This window comes from Pseudomonas sp. GW821-FHT07F01 (assembly GCF_059418825.1).
The window spans coordinates 531,160-550,248 of the sequence record NZ_JBWKQO010000003.1; the positions used below are offsets into that span (position 1 = coordinate 531,160).

Here is a 19,089-nt window from a genome sequence, read left to right on the forward strand (position 1 = left end):
GCGGCGCGCAGCCCGGGCGGGCTGCGTACCTTGTTCCGGTCGGCTTGAGAGCCTGTCTACGATCTGCTGCGCGGCTCGGGCCTGAGCGTTGCTCGCGAGGTCGTGATCAGGTTCTAGGCGACGTTGTCTGCCATACGTTGCCACAACGAGTAATACACCTGCCCGGATTTTTGTTCACGGTGCAGGCGCCAGCTTCCGGGTAGCCCCAGGGTCGATGGCGCGGTTTCGCTTTCGGTGTAGATCCAGGCGTCGTCCGCCAGCCAGCCGCGCTCTTCCAGCAGGGCGCAGGCGGCGGGCAGCAGGTTCTGATTGAATGGCGGGTCGAGGAAGGCCAGGTCGAACGGCGTGGCCGGCTGGGTTTCCAGGTAGCGCAGGGCGTCGGCGGTCTGGGCCTGGCCGACGGTGCAGCGCAGGGTCCCCAGGTGCTCGCGCAGGCTGGAAATGGCCACGCTGCTGCTGTCCAGGGCCAGGCCCGTGGCGGCGCCACGGGACAGGGCTTCGAGAAACACCGCGCCGCTGCCGGCGAACAGGTCGATGACCTTGGCCCCGGCCACATAGGGCGCCAACCAGTTGAACAGGGTTTCACGCACTCGGTCCGGGGTCGGCCGTAGCCCCGGCAGGTCGGGGAAGCTCAGCTTGCGGCTGCGCCATTCGCCGCCAATGATGCGCAACTGGCCCACGCCATTGTGCTGGTTGTGGACGGGTTTCTTGCTGGGACGGGCTGGACGGGCCATTAATGCTCCGGAACCCCGAGCGGCTGCTCGGCGGGTTTGTCAGTGGGGGGCGGCAACGGCTTTTGCGCGACGGTGGGGCCGGCGCTGACGATGACCATCTTGTCGACATTCAGGTGCTTGTTCATGGCGGCCTTGACCTGCTCCACCGTCAGCTCCTGGGATTGACGCATGAAGTCTTCCAGGTAGCTCAACGGCAGGTTGTAGAAACCCATGGCGCCCAGCTGGCCGACGATATCGGCGTTGCTGGCGGTGGACAGCGGGAAGCTGCCAGCCAGTTCACGCTTGGCGTCGTCCAGTTCTTTCTGGGTCGGGCCGTTCTTCAGGTACTCGGCGAACACGTCCTGCACCAGCTTCAGGGTGCCTTCGCTCATTTCCGCGCGGGTCTGCAGGTTGATCATGAACGGGCCGCGGGCCTGCATCGGGGTGAAACCCGAGTAGACGCCGTAGGTCAGGCCGCGCTTCTCGCGCACTTCGCTCATCAGCCGGGTGCCGAAGCCGCCACCGCCGAGAATCTGGTTGCCCAGGGACACGGCGGCGTAGTCCGGGTCGTCACGGTCGATGCCCAGTTGCGCCAGCATCAGGCTGGTCTGGCTCGACGGGAACTCGATATGGCCGATGCTGGCCTTGGGTTCGGCAGGTTGCTCGATCTTCGCCAGCGCCGGGCCTTTTGGCAGGGCGGCGGAGACCTGTGCGGCAATCGCCTCGGCATCGCTGCGGGACAGGTCGCCGACCAGGGCGATCACCACGTTGCCTGCGGCATAGGCCTTGGCGTGGAAAGCCTTGAGCTGGGCCAGGGTGATCGGCGGGATGCTCTTGGCATCGCCGTCGCTGGCATGGGCGTAAGGGTGGGTGCCATACAGGCGCTTCATCAGCTCCAGGCTGGCCAGCTTGCCGGGGTTCTGCTTCTGGTATTCGAAGCCGGCGAGCATCTGGTTCTTGATCCGCGCCAGGGAGTCGGCGGGGAAGGTCGGCTTGCCCACCACTTCGGCGAACAGCTTCAGCGCCGGTTCGCGCTTATCCACAGCGCTCAGGCTGCGCAGCGAGGCCACGGCCATGTCCTTGTAGGCGCCGTTGCCGAAATCCGCACCCAGGCCTTCGAAGCCCTGGGCGATGGCACCTACATCCTTGCCGGCCACGCCTTCGTTGAGCATGGCGTTGGTCAGCAGGGCCACGCCCGGCGCGTTGCCGTCCTGGCTGCTGCCGGCGGCGAAGATCAGGCGCAGGTCGAACATCGGCAGCTCGCGGGCTTCGACGAACAGTACCTTGGCGCCTTCGGCGGTGTTCCAGGTCTGCACGTCCAGGTTGCGATGGCTGGGCGCCTTGCCGTCCAGCTCGGCCAAAGACTGCAGTTTCTGGCTGCTCTTGGCGTTGTCCAGGGCCTGGCTGGCGTTGGTCTGGCCGGAGTTCGACAGGTACAGGCCGCCGGCGGTGAGCAGGGCGACCAGGGCCAGCCCCAGCAGGACCGGTGAAGCTTTCTGGCGCTTAATCATGAGCGGACTCCTCAGGCAGTACATGGGCCACGCTCATACGTTCCCGAGTGAAATAGGTGCGGGCGGCTTTCTGGATGTCTTCCGGGGTCACGCTTTGCAGTTCCGCAAGCTCGGTGTCCATCAGCTTCCACGACAGGCCGACGGTTTCCAGCTGGCCGATGGCGGTGGCCTGGCTGGTGATGGAATCACGTTCGTAGACCAGCCCGGCGATCACCTGGGCTCGCACCCGCTCCAGTTCCTCGGCGGATGGCGGGGTGGTCTTCAACTGGTCCAGCAGGCGCCACAGCCCGGCTTCGGCCTGGGCGATGGTTTTCTTCTTCTGGCTGTTGGGGGTGGCCGAGAGCATGAACAGGCTGTCGCCCCGGGTGTAGGCGTCGTAGCTGGTGGAGCCGCCGGACAGCAACTCTTCGCCGCGCTCCAGCTGGGTCGGGATGCGGGCGCTGTAGCCGCCGTCCAGCAGGGCCGCGGCCAGGCGCAGGGCGTTCACCGCGCGTTTGTCTTCGGCGGTGGCGATGCTCGGCACGTTGAAGGCCAGCATCAGGCTCGGCAGTTGGGTCTTGACGTGCAAGGTGATCAGGCGCTCGCCGGGCTCGGCCAGCTCCATGGGGATCTTCGCCGGTGGCACGTCACGCTTGGGGATCGCGCCGAAGTAGCGTTGGGCCAGGGTTTTCACCTCGTCCGGGGTGACGTCGCCGACTACCACCAGGGTGGCATTGTTCGGCACGTACCAGGCCTGGTACCAGTGGCGCAGTTCCTCGACCTTCATCCGGTTCAGGTCGGCCATCCAGCCGATGGTCGGCGTGTGGTAGCCGCTGGCCGGGTAGGCCATGGCCTTGAAGCGCTCGTAGGCCTTGGACATCGGCTTGTCGTCGGTGCGCAGGCGGCGCTCTTCCTTGATGACCTCGATTTCGCGGCTGAACTCGTCGGCCGGCAGGCGCAAGCTGGCCATGCGGTCGGCTTCCAGCTCCAGGGCCACGCCCAGGCGGTCGCGGGCCAGGACCTGGTAATAGGCCGTGAAGTCGTCGCTGGTGAAGGCGTTCTCTTCGGCGCCCAGGTCCCGCAGGATCAGGGAGGCCTCGCCGGGGCCGACTTTCTCGCTGCCCTTGAACATCATGTGTTCCAGGGCGTGGGACAAACCGGTCTGGCCCGGGGTTTCGTAGCTGGAGCCGACCTTGTACCAGACCTGGGACACCACCACCGGCGCGCGATGATCTTCGCGGACCACGACCTTGAGGCCGTTGTCGAGGGTGAATTCATGGGTGGGTTGAGGGTCGGCAGCCAGGGCTGCAAGGGGCAGACAAACTGTGCTGAGCAGCAGGCCTGCGGCGCGGCGGGCTAGAGCATTCATTCGTTTTTAAACCTGTTGGGCTGCCCGCTTGGTCTTAGCCTGTGCGGGCGAGGAGGTGCTAGGATACTGATCCGTTTTACTGGCGGCCACGCCTATCAGGTCTTCGCGGATCAGCATGTACTTGAGCAGGTTGTATGAGTTACCGGCAAGAAGCCCTGATTTACCAGCTAGACTTCGACTTTTCGCCGATTTTGCCGTTCCAGTCCTTTAGTAAAATCGCTCCTTGAAGTGCTTTTGGGCATTTCGACAACATGTTGCGCGTGAACAAGCTGGATGAAACACAGTCTGTTCTGCATCGAATATTTATTTACCGAGGCGCCCAGTGGCGCATCGCTACCTTGAGATAGCCGTCTCCATGTTTGGTTCCAACGACGACAAAAAGACCCCAGCCGCGGCTGGCGAGAAGAAAGGCCTGTTCGGATGGCTGCGCAAAAAGCCGCAGGAACCCGTCGTCGAACAGCCGCAAGTGCCTGCCGAGCCGGCACCGACCCCGGTCATCGAACCTGCCGCCAGCGTAGCCCCGGCCGAGCCGGTGGTGCTGCCAATGGCCGAGCCGGTGCTGCAACCGCACATCGCGCCTGAACCGGCGGCCCCCGCGGCGCCCGACCTGCCGCTGGCGGCAAGCGCCGAGCACAAGCCCTGGTTGACCCTGCCGGTGGCGGAAGAACCCGTGGCCCTGGTGGAAGACGCCCAGGCCGAGCATGTGGCTCCGCCGATTCCGGCTGTTGCCGTGCACTCTGAGCCGGTGGTCGAAGCCCCGGTGGTTACCCCGGCCCCCGTGGTCGAGGTGCAAGCCCCGGTTGCCCCGGTATTTGTCGCCCCTGAACCTGTTGCTCCTGCTCCTGTAGCCGAGCCGGTTGTGGTGGCGGCAGAGCCCGAGCCTGTGACCGAGCCCGTCCGTCCCGCCGAAGAGAGCAAGATCGGCTTCTTCGCTCGCCTCAAGCAGGGCCTGTCCAAGACCAGCGCCAGCATTGGCGAAGGCATGGCCAGCCTGTTCCTGGGCAAGAAGGCCATCGATGACGAATTGCTGGAAGACCTGGAAACCCGCCTGCTGACCGCAGACGTCGGGGTTGAGGCGACTTCGGTGATCATCCAGAACCTGACCCAGAAGGTGGCACGCAAGCAGCTCACCGACTCCGATGCGCTGTATGCCTCGCTGCAGGCCGAACTCACCAGCATGCTCAAGCCGGTGGAACAACCACTGCAGATCGTCGCCCAGAACAAGCCGTTCGTGATCCTGGTGGTGGGCGTCAACGGCGCCGGCAAGACCACCACCATCGGCAAGCTGGCGAAGAAGCTGCAGTTGGAAGGCAAGAAAGTCATGCTGGCCGCCGGCGACACCTTCCGCGCCGCGGCAGTGGAGCAGCTGCAAGTCTGGGGCGAGCGCAACAAGATCCCGGTCATCGCCCAGCACACCGGTGCCGATTCGGCCTCGGTGATCTTCGATGCGGTGCAAGCGGCCAAGGCCCGTGGCATTGACGTGCTGATCGCCGACACGGCGGGGCGCCTGCACACCAAAGACAACCTGATGGAAGAGCTGAAGAAAGTCCGTCGGGTCATCGGCAAGCTCGATGCCGACGCGCCCCATGAGGTGCTGCTGGTGCTGGACGCCGGTACCGGCCAGAACGCCATCAACCAGGCCAAGCAGTTCAACCAGACGGTGCAGTTGTCCGGCCTGGCCCTGACCAAGCTCGACGGTACCGCCAAGGGGGGAGTGATCTTCGCCCTGGCCAAGCAGTTCGGCCTGCCGATCCGTTATATCGGCGTCGGTGAAGGCATCGACGACTTGCGTACCTTTGAAGCCGAACCCTTTGTCCAGGCACTGTTTGCCGAGCGGGAGCGTTCATGATTCGTTTCGAACAGGTCGGTAAGCGCTACCCCAACGGTCACGTTGGCCTGCATGAGCTGAGCTTTCGCGTGCGTCGCGGCGAATTCCTGTTTGTCACCGGCCATTCCGGCGCCGGTAAGAGCACCTTGCTGCGCCTGCTGCTGGCCATGGAGCGTCCCACCACCGGCAAGCTGCTGCTGGCCGGGCAGGACCTGGGGCAGATCAGCAATGCGCAGATCCCGTTCCTGCGGCGGCAGATCGGCGTGGTGTTCCAGAACCACCAGTTGCTGTTCGACCGCACCGTATTCAACAACGTCGCCCTGCCGCTGCAGATCCTCGGCCTGTCCAAGGCGGAAATCGCCAAGCGGGTGGACTCGGCCCTGGAGCGCGTAGCGCTGTCGGACAAGACCGATCTGTACCCCGGCGACCTGTCCACCGGCCAGCAGCAGCGCGTGGGCATCGCCCGGGCCATCGTCCACCGCCCGGCTCTGCTGCTGGCGGACGAACCCACCGGTAACCTCGACCCGCGTCTTGCGGCGGAAATCATGGGCGTGTTCGAAGACATCAACCGCCTGGGCACCAGCGTACTGATCGCCAGCCACGACCTGGCACTGATCGCCCGCATGCGCCACCGCATGCTGACCTTGCAACGCGGACGCTTGATCGGCGACGGGGAGGCCGGCGTATGAGTGCTACACGTACCCCTAAAGTGGCGGAGCGCGTAGCGCCCAAGGCTTCCGAAGCACCACCGCCGAAGAAAAAGCGTGACGAGGACGACGGCCCGGATTTCGGCACCCTGCTGCACGCCTGGATCGAAAGCCATCGCGCCAGCCTGCTGGACAGCCTGCGGCGCCTGGGCAAACAGCCCATCGGCAGCTTCTTTACCTGCCTGGTGATGGCCGTGGCCTTGAGCCTGCCCATGGGCTTGTCGCTGTTGCTCAATAATGTCGAGCGCCTGGGCGGTTCCTGGCAGCGCGCGGCGCAGATCTCGCTGTACCTGGATCTGGGGGCTTCTGCCACCGAGGGCGAGAAGCTCAGTGAAGAGATCAAGGGCCTGCCCGGTGTGGCGGATGCCGAGTTCATCAGCAAGGAAAAGGCCCTGGAGGAGTTCCAGCAGCAGTCCGGGCTGGGCGAGGCCTTGCGCGAACTGCCTCATAACCCGCTGCCGGGTGTAGTGCTGGTCACACCGAACGAAGTGGACAAGGCGACCCTGGAAGCCCTGCGCCAGCGGTTGTCGGAAATGCCCAAGGTGCAACTGGCGCAACTGGACCTGGTATGGGTCGAGCGGCTGGCGGCGATCCTCAAGCTGGGGGACCGCTTTGTCTTCGGCCTGACGGTGCTGCTGGTTTCTGCATTACTTTTGGTGATAGGCAATACCATTCGTCTTCATATTGAAAACCGCCGCACCGAGATAGAAGTGATTAAACTCGTCGGCGGCACGGACAGTTATGTTCGTCGGCCCTTCCTCTATATGGGGGCGCTGTATGGTTTCGGCGCGGGGATCCTGTCCTGGGGTGTATTGGCGTTTGGCCTGAACTGGCTGAACGATGCGGTAATCGGTCTGGCTGGCTTGTATGGCAGCGATTTTGCCCTCGCGGGGGTGCCGGTTGCCGATGGTCTGTCGCTCTTGCTAGGGGCGGTGCTGTTGGGTTATATCGGTGCGTGGATTGCGGTGGCCCGTCACCTGAGGGAACTGGCACCGAAGTAATATCTTTTTGCTTGTATTGACCTTTCAGTATTTTTGGGAACTTGTTTCGCGGTTTCCGGTCAATTTTCGCAGTGCTGAACGGCACGAGTTATGTGAGTCGGAGGTTTTTTCGTATGACCACTTCTTTGCAACCTGCTTACGCATTGGTTCCAGGCGCAAACCTGGAGGCTTATGTGCACACGGTGAACAGCATTCCATTGCTGACACCCGAGCAGGAGCGTGAACTGGCCGAGAGTCTCTACTATGAGCAGGATCTTGAGGCGGCTCGGCAGATGGTGCTCGCCCACCTGCGTTTTGTCGTACATATCGCCCGTAGCTATTCCGGCTACGGGTTGGCCCAGGCTGACCTGATCCAGGAAGGCAACGTTGGCCTGATGAAAGCCGTGAAGCGCTTCAACCCTGAAATGGGTGTGCGCCTGGTGTCCTTTGCCGTGCACTGGATCAAGGCGGAAATTCACGAGTTCATCCTGCGTAACTGGCGGATTGTGAAGGTTGCTACCACCAAGGCGCAGCGCAAGCTGTTCTTCAACCTGCGCAGCCAGAAGAAGCGTCTGGCCTGGCTGAACAACGAAGAAGTTCACCGCGTGGCGGAAAGCCTGGGCGTGGAGCCTCGTGAAGTGCGGGAAATGGAAAGCCGGCTGACCGGCCAGGACATGGCCTTCGATCCGGCTGCGGAAGCGGACGACGACAGCGCCTTCCAGTCGCCAGCCAACTACCTGGAAGACCACCGCTACGACCCGGCGCTGCAACTTGAGGATGCCGACTGGAGCGACAACTCCACCAGCAACCTGCACGAAGCCCTGGAAGTGCTGGACGAACGCAGCCGTGACATCCTCTACCAGCGCTGGCTGGCCGAAGAGAAAGCCACGCTGCACGACCTGGCGCAGAAGTACAACGTTTCGGCCGAGCGGATTCGCCAGCTGGAAAAAAGCGCGATGAACAAGCTGAAACTGTCCATCGCCGCTTAAGCCTGAAGCGTCATGCAAAACGCCCCGATTACCTCGGGGCGTTTTTGTTTGTGCGGTTGGCGTAGGAGCCGGCTTGCCGGCGAATCCCCAGCCCAGCACCCATCTCGAACATGCTCAAGAAGAACCGGCGCAAAGCCAAATCCGGGTTACTCCGCCCAGGGCGCCCTGCGCGACTCGTTCAGCCGATTCAAGTAATCGGCTCCACCCAACTGGCTCATCTGCCGCCGAACCCAGCCCGCCCGCTGCATCACATAAGTGCTGGGACGTGCTGCGCTCCACACCCTTGGATTGGGCAGGACAGCGGCTAGCAGGCTGGCTTGCTGGCGTGACAGATTGGCCGCGCTGACGCCGAAGTGATGGCGCGCCGCGGCTTCTGCCCCGAACACCCCTTCATCCCATTCGACACTGTTGAGGTAGACCTCAAGAATCCGCTGCTTGGGCCAGAACACCTCGATCAGCGCGGTGAACCAGGCTTCCAGTCCCTTGCGCAGGTAGCTGCGGCCGGACCACAGGAACAGGTTTTTCGACACTTGCTGGCTCAGGGTACTGGCGCCACGAATCGAGCCGCCCCTTTCGTTGTGGATCAACGCTGCCTGGATTGCATCGATATCGAAGCCCCAGTGCTCGGGGAATTTCTGGTCTTCGCCGGCGATCACCGCCACCTTGAGGTTGTCGGAGATTTCATTCCAAGGCTTCCAGGTGCGCTGCAGGTCGATGGGGTCGTTGTCGACCCAGGACTCGATCTTGCGCTCTACCATCAGGGCGGTGCCCGGTGGCGGTACGAAACGCAACAGCAGCACCAGCAGGACGCTGCCGACCATGAACCACATCAAGGCTTTTACAAGACGACGAAACAGATAACGCAGCATAGAGATGGCTTGGCCGAACCCGTTGAGCGCGCCATTATACAGACCCTTTGTGCTGAATCTGACTGGAGTTCCTCATGTTGCGTGGCTTCCTGATGCTGGCCGCCTTCTTCGGTTTCACCGGGGTTGCCCTTGGCGCTTTCGCCGCCCACGGTCTTAAAAACCGCCTGAGCACGGACTACCTGGCTATTTTTCATACAGGTGTTACCTATCAACTGGTGCATGCCCTGGCGTTGTTCGGCGTCGCCTTGCTGGCGGCTCATATTCCCGGGCGGCTGGTGACCTGGGCCGGCGCTGCCTTCACCCTGGGCATCCTGCTGTTCTCCGGTAGCCTGTACCTGCTGACCCTGACTGGCACCAGCAAGCTGGGGATCATCACCCCCTTCGGCGGTGTGGCCTTCCTGGTCGGCTGGTTCCTGCTGGGGCTTGCCGCCTGGCGCCTGCAAGTTGCCGGCTGACGCTTGTAGCTGACCTTTAGGTCATGATCGGGCTAGAATGCTGGCCCCTAAAAATGATGGCGGCCTTGGCATGCGCATTCAGTTGAACGGTGAATCCTTTGAACTGCCCGACGGCTCGACCGTTGCGGCCCTGCTGAGCCATCTGGAACTCACCGGACGGCGGATCGCGGTGGAACTCAACCTGGATATCGTTCCGCGCAGCCAGCACGCCGAAACCGCCCTCAACGAAGGTGACCAGGTTGAAGTGGTCCACGCCATCGGCGGCGGCTAGTCACTGGCTTCAATAGCGCTGCTGTCCATCTGCGCAGCGCCCTGGCCCGGCTCCGGGCCCTCTCATGGACGACATGCTTTCACCGGCCCCGGATCGAGGGTCACCAGCGCCCCGGGCCTGATAAAGAATTCTGCAAGAACCTCACCCCAACAGAGGATTTCCGATGAGCAACGTTCGTAGTGACAAGCCTTTCGTCCTGGCCGGTCGGACGTACCAGTCGCGTTTGCTGGTAGGCACCGGCAAGTACCGCGACATGGAAGAAACCCGCCTGGCCATCGAGGCCTCGGGTGCCGAGATCGTGACCGTTGCCGTGCGCCGGACCAATATCGGCCAGAACCCGGGCGAACCGAACCTGCTGGATATCCTGCCGCCGGATCGCTACACCATCCTGCCCAACACCGCCGGCTGCTATGACGCGGTCGAGGCCGTGCGCACCTGCCGCCTGGCCCGTGAGCTGCTCGATGGCCACAACCTGGTGAAGCTGGAAGTCCTGGCCGACCAGAAGACCCTGTTCCCCAACGTGCTGGAAACCCTCAAGGCCGCCGAAGTGCTGGTCAAGGAAGGTTTCGACGTGATGGTCTACACCAGCGACGACCCGATCATCGCCCGCCAGCTGGCGGAAATGGGTTGCATCGCGGTCATGCCGCTGGCCGGGCTGATTGGCACCGGGCTGGGAATCTGCAACCCGTACAACCTGCAGATCATCCTTGAAGAAGCCAAGGTTCCGGTACTGGTGGATGCCGGTGTCGGTACCGCTTCCGACGCCACCATCGCCATGGAGCTTGGGTGTGAGGCGGTGCTGATGAACTCGGCCATCGCCCACGCGCAGCAGCCGGTGATGATGGCCGAAGCCATGAAACACGCAATTGTCGCGGGCCGCCTGGCGTACCTCGCCGGTCGCATGCCGAAGAAACTCTATGCCAGCGCCTCTTCGCCGCTGGATGGTCTGATCAAGTAAGAGCCATTGATGACTGAATCAAACGACACGCCAATCCAGCCGGAAGCCGGCGACGAGCGCCAACACCGCCGCATCAAGAGTTTCGTGATGCGCGCCGGGCGCATGACCGAGGGCCAGCAACGCGGCCTGGACCAGGGCGCGCCGCTGTACGTGCTGCCCTTGGCCGACGCCCCGGTGGATTACGACCAGGTGTTCGGCCGTTCGGCACCACGCTCCCTGGAAATCGGCTTCGGCATGGGTCACTCGCTGCTGGAAATGGCGGCGGCGGCTCCGGAACAGGATTTCATCGGCGTTGAGGTTCACCGCCCGGGTGTCGGCGCGCTGCTCAATGGCGTGCTGACCCAGGGCCTGACCAACCTGCGGGTCTACGATTGCGACGCCATCGAGGTGCTCAACCGCTGCATCGCCGACAACAGCCTGGACCGGCTGATGCTGTTCTTCCCCGATCCGTGGCACAAGAGCCGGCACCACAAGCGCCGCATCGTCCAGGCTTCCTTCGCCGAGCTGGTGCGCAGCAAGCTCAAGGTTGGCGGCATTCTGCACATGGCCACCGACTGGGAGCCCTATGCCGAATACATGCTGGAGGTGATGAACGTCGCCCCGGGTTATCGCAACCTGGCCGAAGACGGCAAGTGTGTACCGCGCCCGGCCGAACGCCCGATCACCAAGTTCGAGCGTCGCGGCGAGCGCCTGGGCCACGGCGTGTGGGATTTGAAGTTCGAAAAGCTCGCCTGAGCCCCGCGGACACGCTGCTGTAGGAGCTGCCGGGCGGCGTTCCGCTTGCCAGCGAAGAGGCCTTCAAGGTCGCCTTCGCCAGCCAGCTGGCTCCTACAGGGCTTTGATGAAGCCGACCGGCACCTGGTTGGTCAGCCACACCCCATTCTCTGCCTGATAAAAGGTGAAACCCTGGGCCTGCATGGCCTGGGCGTCGATCTGCAGGATCACCACCTTGCCATAGCGCTGGCCCACGGCCCGGGCGGTGTCGATTTCCTGGGACAGGTGCACGTGGTGCCGTGAACCCGGGATCAGCCCCTTCTCGTTGATCGAATCCATGAAGCGCGTGGCGGTGCCGTGGAAGAGCACGGCGGGCGGTTGCTTTGCCTCAAGCTGCAATTGCACGGCCTTGTTGGAATGCCCCTGAACGGCACGAATCCGCTGGCTATCAGCCGAGAGGGCGAAGCGTTTCTTGTCGTTGCCTTCGACCACCTGCTCGATCAATTCCCGGCTCAGTTGCCGGCCGTTCTTGGCCGCACCGCTGATCAGCGCGTCGATATCGCCCCAGCCTTCGCTGTCCAGTTCCAGGCCGATGGCCTGGGGCTCGTGGCGCAGCACATAGCTGAGGAACTTGCTGGTGTCCTCGATGACTTTCTTGCTCATGTTCTTCCTTGATAACGGGGGCAGCCGTTGGATTGCGTTCGCCGGCTTGGTGTAGGAGCCGGCTTGCCGGCGAAGGGGCCCTGCGAATTAACGACGATCAGCGACCACGCCAATCAGCACCAGCACCACCAACAGCACTGGCGCCAGGCTGTAGTTGTTGAACTGGCTCAGGCCGCGGACGATCCACGGTGTGGCGTAGATCAGCGCCAGGCCGCTGCCCACCATGCACAGCAGGGCCATCAGCGGCACCCGCAGGGCGCCGGCGATGCCGCCCAGGCGCTGTTCGACCCAGCCCTTGATGTCCGCGCCGAACAGCACCAGCAGGCAGCCCACCAGTGCCAGGGCGATTTCCGAGAGGTTGCTGCGACTCCAGCGGGACACGGTGGCAAGCAGGTCGAGTACCAGATCCATGTGATTTCCTTAGATCAGAAAGTATTGCAGCAGGTCATTGAGGAAGAGTTGCCCGCGGGCCGTGGCCGCCAGGCGTGACGGTTCGACCTGCAACAAGCCGCTTTGTTCGGCCTGGCGCCGGCCTTCGGCGAGGCTGCCCAGGTCCAGGCCGGTGCGTTGGGCGAACAGCGCAGCGTCCACGCCATCGGTGAGGCGCAGGGCGTTCATCAGGAACTCGAACGGCAGCTCTTCGTTGCCCAGGGCCTTCTCGCCCGCCTTGAACTGCTTGGCCGGGTTCAGGTAGTCCTTGGGCAGGCGGGTCTTCCAGGTGCGCAGGATGCGCCCGTCCGGGTGGCTGAGTTTGCCGTGGGCACCGGCGCCGATCCCGATGAAGTCGCCAAAGCTCCAGTAGTTCAGGTTGTGCCGCGCCGCGCGCCCGGGCTGGGCGTAGGCCGAGACTTCGTACTGGGCATAGCCGTGCTCGGCCAGCAGGGCCTGGCCGGCTTCCTGGATGTCCCACAGGGTGTCGTCTTCCGGCAGTACCGGGGGCTGGTTCCAGAACACCGTGTTGGGCTCCAGGGTCAGCTGGTACCAGGACAGGTGGGTCGGCTTCATCGCAATGGCCTGGCGCAGGTCGCCCAGGGCATCGTCCAGGGACTGGTCCGGCAGGCCGTGCATCAGGTCCAGGTTGAAGTTGTCGAACCCGGCCTGGCGCGCCATGCCAGCGGCGCGAGTCGCTTCATCGCCGTTGTGGATGCGGCCCAGGGCCTTGAGCTTCTGTTCCTGGAAACTCTGGATGCCGATGGACAGGCGATTGATGCCCAGGGCGCGGTAGGCGGTGAATTTTTCCTGCTCGAAGGTCCCGGGGTTGGCTTCCAGGGTGATTTCGATGTCGGGGGCAAACCGGATGCGCTGTTCCACGCCCTTGAGCAGCCGACCCAGGGCCTGGGCGCTGAACAGGCTCGGGGTGCCGCCGCCGAAGAAGATCGAGCTCAGCTCGCGACCGTGCACGGCGTGCAGGTCCTGGTCGAGGTCGGCCAGCAGGGCGTCGACGTACTCCTCTTCCGGTAGCGTCGGGCTGGCCGCGTGGGAGTTGAAGTCGCAGTAGGGGCATTTGCGTACACACCACGGGATGTGGATGTACAGCGCCAGGGGCGGCAACTGGGGCAGCGCCGCCCGGGGCGTATGCGCGCCGCCGAGAATCAGCGGCGACGCGGAGGGCTCGTGGCTCATTTCAGGCCCAGGCGTTGCCGCAGAATGGCCATGGCGCGGGCGCGGTGGCTGAGCTGGTTTTTCTCCTCGGGGCCCAGTTCGGCGCTGGAGCAGTTGCGTTCCGGCACCCAGAACAGCGGGTCGTAGCCGAAGCCGTGCTCGCCGCTGGCGGCGGTAAGGATGCGCCCGTGCCACAGGCCTTCGCAGAGGATCGGCAGCGGATCGTCGGCGTGCCGTACCAGTGCCAGGACGCAGACGAACTGCGCACCGCGCTCGGCTTGCGGGACATCCTTGAGGGCTTCGAGCAGCTTGGCGTTGTTCGCCGCGTCGCCCTGGCCGTCGGCGTAGCGGGCCGAGTAGATGCCCGGGGCGCCACCGAGGAAGTCCACTGCCAGGCCGGAGTCGTCGGCCAGTGCCGGCAAGCCGGAAATGCGTGCGGCATTGCGCGCCTTGAGGATGGCGTTTTCGACGAACGACAGGCCGGTTTCTTCCGGCTCGACGCTGCTGAACTCGCCGATCGAGCGCAATTGCACCGAAGCGCCGAGCATGGCCTGGAGTTCTTTGAGTTTGCCGGCGTTATGGCTGGCCAGTACGAGTTGCGTGAGGTTCATTATTCGCCCGGGAATAGCTCTTGGTTGAAGCTGAAGCTGTTGGTGTCACCGCCAGTCTGCACATTGATGGTGAACGTACGGTTTTCCTGCTGCTCCACCGGGAACTGGGCGATGTAGTAGATCGCGCCCTGCTCGGTGATCTGGCGGAATTTCAGCGGGATGCTCTTGCTGGTCAGGTCCTTGACCGTGCCACTGACCTGGCCGACCAGCGGCTTGCCGTCCTTGATCAGGGAAACGTTGATCACGCCCTGGTTCTTGCTGCGGACCAGCTCCGCCGCCCTGGCGATATCAGGCTGCAGGTAGGTGGAGTTGAAGGTGTTGTAGTGCACGGTGATGTCACCGAACACTTCCTGGCGTTCGCCCTTGATCGGGTCCGCCGCCAGGGCGCTGACGCTCAGGCAGGCAGCCAGTAGAAATGTAACCAGACGTCCCATGATGGTTCTCCTCGATGCAACGTGGTTTATACCGCGACCTTGTGATCTTGCAGGCCGGGACTGCTGACGCGGTAGATGCCGATCTCTCCTAAGAGATTAGGCCATAGCTTACTGGCCCACCCATGGCGGTGTTGTTGATCGACGGCAAGGCGGTTGATCACCCGGGCTTGCCGCTCGCGGCACAGTTCTTCGAAGTCCTCGAAGGTGCAGAAGTGGATGTTCGGCGTGTTGTACCAGGTGTACGGGAGGAACTCCGAGACCGGCATCCGCCCCTTGCTGGCCAGGTACCAGCGGCAGCGCCAGTGACCGAAATTGGGGAAAGTGATGATGCACTGGCGGCCGACCCGGAGCATTTCGTCGAGGATCTTGTCCGGGTAGTGCACGGCTTGCAGGGCCTGGGTCATGACCACGATGTCGAAGCTGTTGCTGGCAAAGTTGCCCAGGCCCTTGTCCAGGTCCTGCTCGATCACGTTGATGCCCTTGGCCACGCACTCGGCGATGTTGTCCGGGTCGTTTTCAAGGCCATAGCCGGTGACCTGCTTGTGCTCCTGCAGCCAGCTCAGCAGCTCGCCGTTACCGCAGCCCAGGTCGAGGACGCGGCTGCCGGCGGGGATCCATTCCTGGATGATTTCCAGATCGGCTCTCATCGTGTCCTCACAAGGTAATGCGGTTCATGTAGTGGCTGAACGCCTGCAGGTAGCGCGGGATCGGGATCAGGAAGGCGTCATGCCCCTGCGGTGCGTCGATCTCCAGGTAGCAGACGTCCTTGCGCGCGGCCATCAATGCATCCACCAGTTCCCGGGAGCGGGCCGGGGAGAAGCGCCAGTCGGTGGTGAAGGACATCACGCAGAACTTGGCGGTGGCATGGGCGAAGGTCTTGGCCAGGTCGTCGTCGCAGTTGGCCGCCGGGTCGAAGTAGTCCAGGGCCTTGGTCATCAGCAGGTAGGTGTTGGCATCGAAACGCCCGGAGAACTCCTCGCCCTGGTAGCGCAGGTAGCTTTCCACCTGGAACTCGACGCTGTGGAAGTCGTAGTTGAGCTTCTCGCTCTTGAGCCCACGGCCGAATTTCTCGCCCATGGAGTCGTCGGACAGGTAAGTGATATGGCCCACCATTCGCGCCAGCATCAGCCCGCGCTTGGGGATCACCCCCTGTTCCTGGAACGAGCCGCCGTGGAATTCCGGGTCGGTGAGGATCGCCTGGCGCGCCACTTCGTTGAAGGCGATGTTCTGCGCCGAGAGCTTGGGCGCCGAGGCGATGGCCAGGCAGTGCCGTACACGGTCCGGGTAGGTGATGGTCCATTGCAGGGCCTGCATGCCGCCGAGACTGCCGCCGATCACCGCTGCCCACTGGTCGATGCCCAGGCGATCCGCCAGGCGCGCCTGGCTGTGTACCCAGTCTTCCACGGTAAGCACCGGGAAGTCGGCGCCGAACGGCTTGCCGGTGTCCGGGTTGAGGCTGCTGGGGCCGGTGGAGCCGTTGCAACCGCCGAGGTTGTTGAGGCTGACCACGAAGAACCTGTTGGTGTCGATCGGCTTGCCCGGGCCGATGCAGCTGTCCCACCAACCGGGCTTGCGGTCGTCGACGCTGTGGTAGCCGGCGGCGTGATGATGGCCGGACAGGGCGTGGCAGATCAGCACCGCGTTGCTGGCGCTGGCGTTGAGCTGACCGTAGGTTTCGTAGATCAGGTCGTAGGCCGGCAGCGCGCGCCCGCAGGCCAGGGCCAGGGGTTCGCTGAAGTGCGCTATTTGTGGCGTGACCAGACCAACAGAATCGGGGGGAAAGGCAGTTGGCATCGACCCTGCTCTCATTTAAATGAGGCGTAAGTCTAAAGACCGCTGCCCCCAGCGGCAAGCAAAGCCCGGGGCTGTGTTTCGTTGCGGGAAATGACGTGGGAGGTTCGCTGGCAAGCCAGCTCCTGCAGTGAACATGGGGCGCAGGAGCCGGCTTGCCGGCGAATCAGGCGGGGCGAGCCAGCCCCGGCAGGTCCGGCAGCTTCTTCGGCGCTTGCAGGCGCACCCGCTTCTGCCGGTTCAGTTCGCCGCTGACCAGGCTGACGTTGCTCTTGGGAATGCCAAAGGCCTTGGCCAGGAACGCCATCAGGTGCGCATTGGCCTTGCCTTCCACTGGTGGCGCAGTGAGGCGGATCTTCAACCGCTCGCCGTGCAGGCCAGCGAACTCATCGCTGCTGGCCTTGGGTTGCAGGTGGCAATCGAGGATCAGATCGTCACCGTCCCAGCGGTAATAACTCATGCAGGCCGCCCGGGTCAGATCAGCAGGCGCAGGATGTCCGGCATCATGGTCATGGCCGCCAGGTTGTTGATCACCAGCATGTCCAGCAGCTTGAGCACCATGAATGCCAGGATCGGCGAGATATCCAGGCCGCCCATGCTCGGCAGGATGCGACGGAACGGGGCCAGGGCGGGTTCGCAGATCTGGTTCACCAGTTCGGCGCCGGGGTTGTGGCTGCCAGGGGCGACCCAGGACAGGATCACGCTGATGATCAGGGCGAAGAAGAAGATCTTCAGGAACAGCGCGGTGACGCCGATGATCGACCAGATCAGCAGTTGCAGCGGGTTGCCGGTGGTGCCGTAGGTCAGCAGCAGGGTCAGGGCCATCAGGGCCAGTTGCACCAGGATCGCCAGCAGCAGCGAGGACATGTCCAGGCCGCCGATGCTCGGGATGACCCGGCGCATCGGCTTGAGCAGCGGCTGGGTGGCTCGCACGATGAACTGGCACAGCGGGTTGTAGAAGTTGGCGCGCACCAGTTGCAGGACGAAACGCATCAGCACGATCAGCAGGTACAGGCTGCCCAGGGTTTGCAGCACATACACCGCAGCGGTGTTCAATCCAATCATCATTGGCTCCTTATTGGCCCAGTTGTTCGGCCATTTCGGCCGAGCGGTGCGCAGCGGCACCCAATGCTTTTTCCACCAGGGCTTCAAAGCCACCGGCCTGGAACGACTTGATGGCCGCTTCCGTGGTGCCTGCCGGTGAAGTCACGCGGCGGCGCAGCTCGGCGGCGTCAACGTCACTGGAGACCGCCATGTGGGCGGCGCCCAGGGCGGTCTGCAGAGTCAGCTGGGCGGCGGTTTCCCGGGGCAGGCCGAGCTTCTCGCCGGCGGCGGTCATGGCTTCGATCAGCAGGAAGAAATACGCCGGGCCACTGCCGGAGACGGCAGTCACTGCGTCCAGTTGCTGCTCCTGGTCCAGCCACAGGGCGATACCCACGGCGGACAGCAGCGCCTCGGCCTGCTGGCGTTGCTGGGCGCTGACTTCGGCGGTGGCGTACAGGCCGCTGACACCCTGGCGCAGCAGTGCCGGGGTGTTGGGCATGCAGCGCACGATGGGCTGGGCGCCGAGCCAGCTGTTCATGCTCGAACAGGTGATGCCGGCGGCGATGGACACCACCAGCTGTTGCGGCTTCAGGCTCGGGCGCAGGGCTTGGCACACGGCTTTCATGGCCTGGGGCTTGACCGCCAGGACGATCACGTCGACGCCTTCGATGGCCTCGGCGTTATCGGCAAATACCTGGATGCCATGTTCGGCCGCGACTTTCGCTCGGGTCTGCTCGCCCGGGTCGCTGGCGCGGATCTGCGAGGCCTCCAGGCCTTTGGCCCGCAGGCCGCCGATGAGACTGGCCGCCATGTTGCCGGCACCGATAAAAGCGATACGAGTCGTGTTCATGACAGGTCCTTACAAGAGGTCGGGGTCAGTCGCATCAGGACTGACTGTAGTCGCGGGCACCAAACAGCGCGGTACCGATCCGCACCCAGGTGGCGCCTTGGGCAATGGCCGCTTCGAGGTCGTGGCTCATGCCCATGGAAAGGGTATCCAGGGGCAGCTTGAGGCTGTCCCGCAGGTCGTTGTTCAGGCGTTGTACCGCGGCGAAGGCGGCGTCCTGGGCAGCGCGGTCCTCGGTAGGCTCGGGAATCGCCATCAACCCCCGCAGTTGCAGGCGTGGCAAGGCACCGATGGCGCTGGCCAGGGCCGGCAGGTCGGCCGGGGCGCAGCCGGACTTGCTGGCTTCGCCACTGACGTTCACCTGGATGCAGATGTTCAGTGGCGGTAACTCGGCCGGGCGTTGTTCGGACAGGCGTTGGGCGATTTTCAAGCGATCCACGGAGTGCACCCAGTCAAAATGCTCGGCAATGGCACGAGTCTTGTTCGACTGAATGGGGCCGATGAAGTGCCAACTCAAGGGCAGGTCGGCCAGTTCCTGCTGTTTGCCCAGGGCTTCCTGCAGGTAGTTCTCGCCGAAATCCCGCAGGCCGGCGGCATGGGCCTCGCGCAGGGCGGCGGCGGGCTTGGTCTTGCTCACGGCCAGCAGCTGGACGCTGTGCGGGTCGCGCTGTACGGCCTGGCAGGCGTTGCGGATGCGCTCGGCTACCTGGGCAATGTTGTCTGCTATCGTGGACATTCGATTTCGTCTCAAAAG

General features: G+C 63.7%; 23 protein-coding genes. 8 read left to right on the forward strand and 15 right to left on the reverse strand.

The features are described from left to right. Positions 1 to 113 precede the first annotated feature (113 nt). From rsmD to AC07R1_RS13030, 3 genes are read right to left on the reverse strand one after another with little or no spacing between them, the layout of a single operon-like run. Complete coding sequence (rsmD, locus tag AC07R1_RS13020; protein ID WP_011064034.1) at positions 114 to 734, reverse strand: 16S rRNA (guanine(966)-N(2))-methyltransferase RsmD; 621 nt, start codon at positions 732 to 734, stop codon at positions 114 to 116. Further along, positions 734 to 2,224 carry a M16 family metallopeptidase gene (locus AC07R1_RS13025; RefSeq protein ID WP_072451807.1) on the reverse strand — a complete coding sequence of 497 codons (1,491 nt, stop codon included), beginning with the start codon at positions 2,222 to 2,224 and terminating at the stop codon, positions 734 to 736. Before AC07R1_RS13025 ends, rsmD begins: the two co-directional genes overlap by 1 nt. Then, positions 2,217 to 3,572: a M16 family metallopeptidase gene (locus AC07R1_RS13030; protein WP_072443566.1), complete on the reverse strand. Its 1,356-nt coding sequence runs from the start codon at positions 3,570 to 3,572 to the stop codon at positions 2,217 to 2,219. Before AC07R1_RS13030 ends, AC07R1_RS13025 begins: the two co-directional genes overlap by 8 nt. A gap of 355 nt (positions 3,573 to 3,927) precedes the next feature. Here AC07R1_RS13030 and ftsY point away from each other — a divergent pair, with 355 nt between their 5' ends. The 4 genes from ftsY (at position 3,928) to rpoH (ending at position 8,076) form a co-directional block, all read left to right on the forward strand. Beyond that, positions 3,928 to 5,421, forward strand: a complete 1,494-nt coding sequence (ftsY, locus tag AC07R1_RS13035) for a signal recognition particle-docking protein FtsY (protein ID WP_495110589.1) — start codon at positions 3,928 to 3,930, stop codon at positions 5,419 to 5,421. Next, positions 5,418 to 6,089 carry a cell division ATP-binding protein FtsE gene (gene ftsE / locus AC07R1_RS13040; RefSeq protein ID WP_011064030.1) on the forward strand — a complete coding sequence of 224 codons (672 nt, stop codon included), beginning with the start codon at positions 5,418 to 5,420 and terminating at the stop codon, positions 6,087 to 6,089. Before ftsY ends, ftsE begins: the two co-directional genes overlap by 4 nt. Further along, positions 6,086 to 7,108 carry a permease-like cell division protein FtsX gene (gene ftsX, locus AC07R1_RS13045; protein ID WP_015637373.1) on the forward strand — a complete coding sequence of 341 codons (1,023 nt, stop codon included), beginning with the start codon at positions 6,086 to 6,088 and terminating at the stop codon, positions 7,106 to 7,108. Before ftsE ends, ftsX begins: the two co-directional genes overlap by 4 nt. Before the next feature lie 113 nt (positions 7,109 to 7,221). Further along, positions 7,222 to 8,076, forward strand: coding sequence for an RNA polymerase sigma factor RpoH (rpoH, locus tag AC07R1_RS13050; protein ID WP_011064028.1), 855 nt, complete (start codon positions 7,222 to 7,224; stop codon positions 8,074 to 8,076). Positions 8,077 to 8,222: 146 nt separating this feature from the next. Here rpoH and mtgA read toward each other — a convergent pair whose 3' ends face one another. Then, entirely contained in the window at positions 8,223 to 8,945 is a 723-nt protein-coding gene (gene mtgA, locus AC07R1_RS13055; RefSeq protein ID WP_495110590.1) for a monofunctional biosynthetic peptidoglycan transglycosylase, read from the reverse strand. A gap of 74 nt (positions 8,946 to 9,019) precedes the next feature. Here mtgA and AC07R1_RS13060 point away from each other — a divergent pair, with 74 nt between their 5' ends. The 4 genes from AC07R1_RS13060 (at position 9,020) to trmB (ending at position 11,364) form a co-directional block, all read left to right on the forward strand. Next, a complete protein-coding gene (locus tag AC07R1_RS13060; protein WP_011064026.1) occupies positions 9,020 to 9,400 on the forward strand; it encodes a DUF423 domain-containing protein in 381 nt (126 codons plus the stop codon). 70 nt (positions 9,401 to 9,470) lie between these two features. Beyond that, complete coding sequence (gene thiS / locus AC07R1_RS13065) at positions 9,471 to 9,671, forward strand: sulfur carrier protein ThiS (protein ID WP_011064025.1); 201 nt, start codon at positions 9,471 to 9,473, stop codon at positions 9,669 to 9,671. 163 nt (positions 9,672 to 9,834) lie between these two features. After that, positions 9,835 to 10,629, forward strand: coding sequence for a thiazole synthase (locus tag AC07R1_RS13070; RefSeq protein WP_011064024.1), 795 nt, complete (start codon positions 9,835 to 9,837; stop codon positions 10,627 to 10,629). 9 nt (positions 10,630 to 10,638) lie between these two features. Further along, on the forward strand, positions 10,639 to 11,364 hold the full coding sequence (gene trmB / locus AC07R1_RS13075; protein WP_011064023.1) for a tRNA (guanosine(46)-N7)-methyltransferase TrmB: 726 nt from the start codon (positions 10,639 to 10,641) through the stop codon (positions 11,362 to 11,364). A 93-nt stretch (positions 11,365 to 11,457) separates the two neighbouring features. Here trmB and AC07R1_RS13080 read toward each other — a convergent pair whose 3' ends face one another. From AC07R1_RS13080 to AC07R1_RS13130, 11 genes are all read right to left on the reverse strand, one after another. Beyond that, positions 11,458 to 12,006: an RNA 2'-phosphotransferase gene (locus AC07R1_RS13080; RefSeq protein WP_019095292.1), complete on the reverse strand. Its 549-nt coding sequence runs from the start codon at positions 12,004 to 12,006 to the stop codon at positions 11,458 to 11,460. A gap of 87 nt (positions 12,007 to 12,093) precedes the next feature. After that, a complete protein-coding gene (locus tag AC07R1_RS13085) occupies positions 12,094 to 12,417 on the reverse strand; it encodes a DUF3392 domain-containing protein (protein ID WP_011064021.1) in 324 nt (107 codons plus the stop codon). 9 nt (positions 12,418 to 12,426) lie between these two features. Beyond that, entirely contained in the window at positions 12,427 to 13,629 is a 1,203-nt protein-coding gene (gene hemW / locus AC07R1_RS13090; protein WP_041120256.1) for a radical SAM family heme chaperone HemW, read from the reverse strand. Continuing rightward, positions 13,626 to 14,222, reverse strand: a complete 597-nt coding sequence (gene rdgB, locus AC07R1_RS13095; RefSeq protein WP_026020234.1) for an RdgB/HAM1 family non-canonical purine NTP pyrophosphatase — start codon at positions 14,220 to 14,222, stop codon at positions 13,626 to 13,628. The genes hemW and rdgB overlap by 4 nt, the downstream gene beginning before the upstream one ends. Then, complete coding sequence (locus AC07R1_RS13100) at positions 14,219 to 14,653, reverse strand: DUF4426 domain-containing protein (protein ID WP_011064018.1); 435 nt, start codon at positions 14,651 to 14,653, stop codon at positions 14,219 to 14,221. The genes rdgB and AC07R1_RS13100 overlap by 4 nt, the downstream gene beginning before the upstream one ends. A gap of 26 nt (positions 14,654 to 14,679) precedes the next feature. Further along, positions 14,680 to 15,300 (reverse strand): methionine biosynthesis protein MetW, encoded by a 621-nt coding sequence (gene metW / locus AC07R1_RS13105; protein WP_011064017.1) that lies wholly within the window; start codon positions 15,298 to 15,300, stop codon positions 14,680 to 14,682. A gap of 7 nt (positions 15,301 to 15,307) precedes the next feature. Continuing rightward, positions 15,308 to 16,447: a homoserine O-succinyltransferase MetX gene (gene metX, locus AC07R1_RS13110; protein WP_041752663.1), complete on the reverse strand. Its 1,140-nt coding sequence runs from the start codon at positions 16,445 to 16,447 to the stop codon at positions 15,308 to 15,310. 163 nt (positions 16,448 to 16,610) lie between these two features. Then, positions 16,611 to 16,904, reverse strand: a complete 294-nt coding sequence (locus AC07R1_RS13115; protein ID WP_011064015.1) for a DUF167 domain-containing protein — start codon at positions 16,902 to 16,904, stop codon at positions 16,611 to 16,613. 14 nt (positions 16,905 to 16,918) lie between these two features. Beyond that, positions 16,919 to 17,509, reverse strand: coding sequence for a YggT family protein (locus tag AC07R1_RS13120; RefSeq protein ID WP_011064014.1), 591 nt, complete (start codon positions 17,507 to 17,509; stop codon positions 16,919 to 16,921). Positions 17,510 to 17,519: 10 nt separating this feature from the next. Continuing rightward, on the reverse strand, positions 17,520 to 18,338 hold the full coding sequence (gene proC / locus AC07R1_RS13125; RefSeq protein WP_019095289.1) for a pyrroline-5-carboxylate reductase: 819 nt from the start codon (positions 18,336 to 18,338) through the stop codon (positions 17,520 to 17,522). Positions 18,339 to 18,372: 34 nt separating this feature from the next. Continuing rightward, a complete protein-coding gene (locus tag AC07R1_RS13130) occupies positions 18,373 to 19,071 on the reverse strand; it encodes a YggS family pyridoxal phosphate-dependent enzyme (protein WP_011064012.1) in 699 nt (232 codons plus the stop codon). Positions 19,072 to 19,089 lie beyond the last annotated feature (18 nt).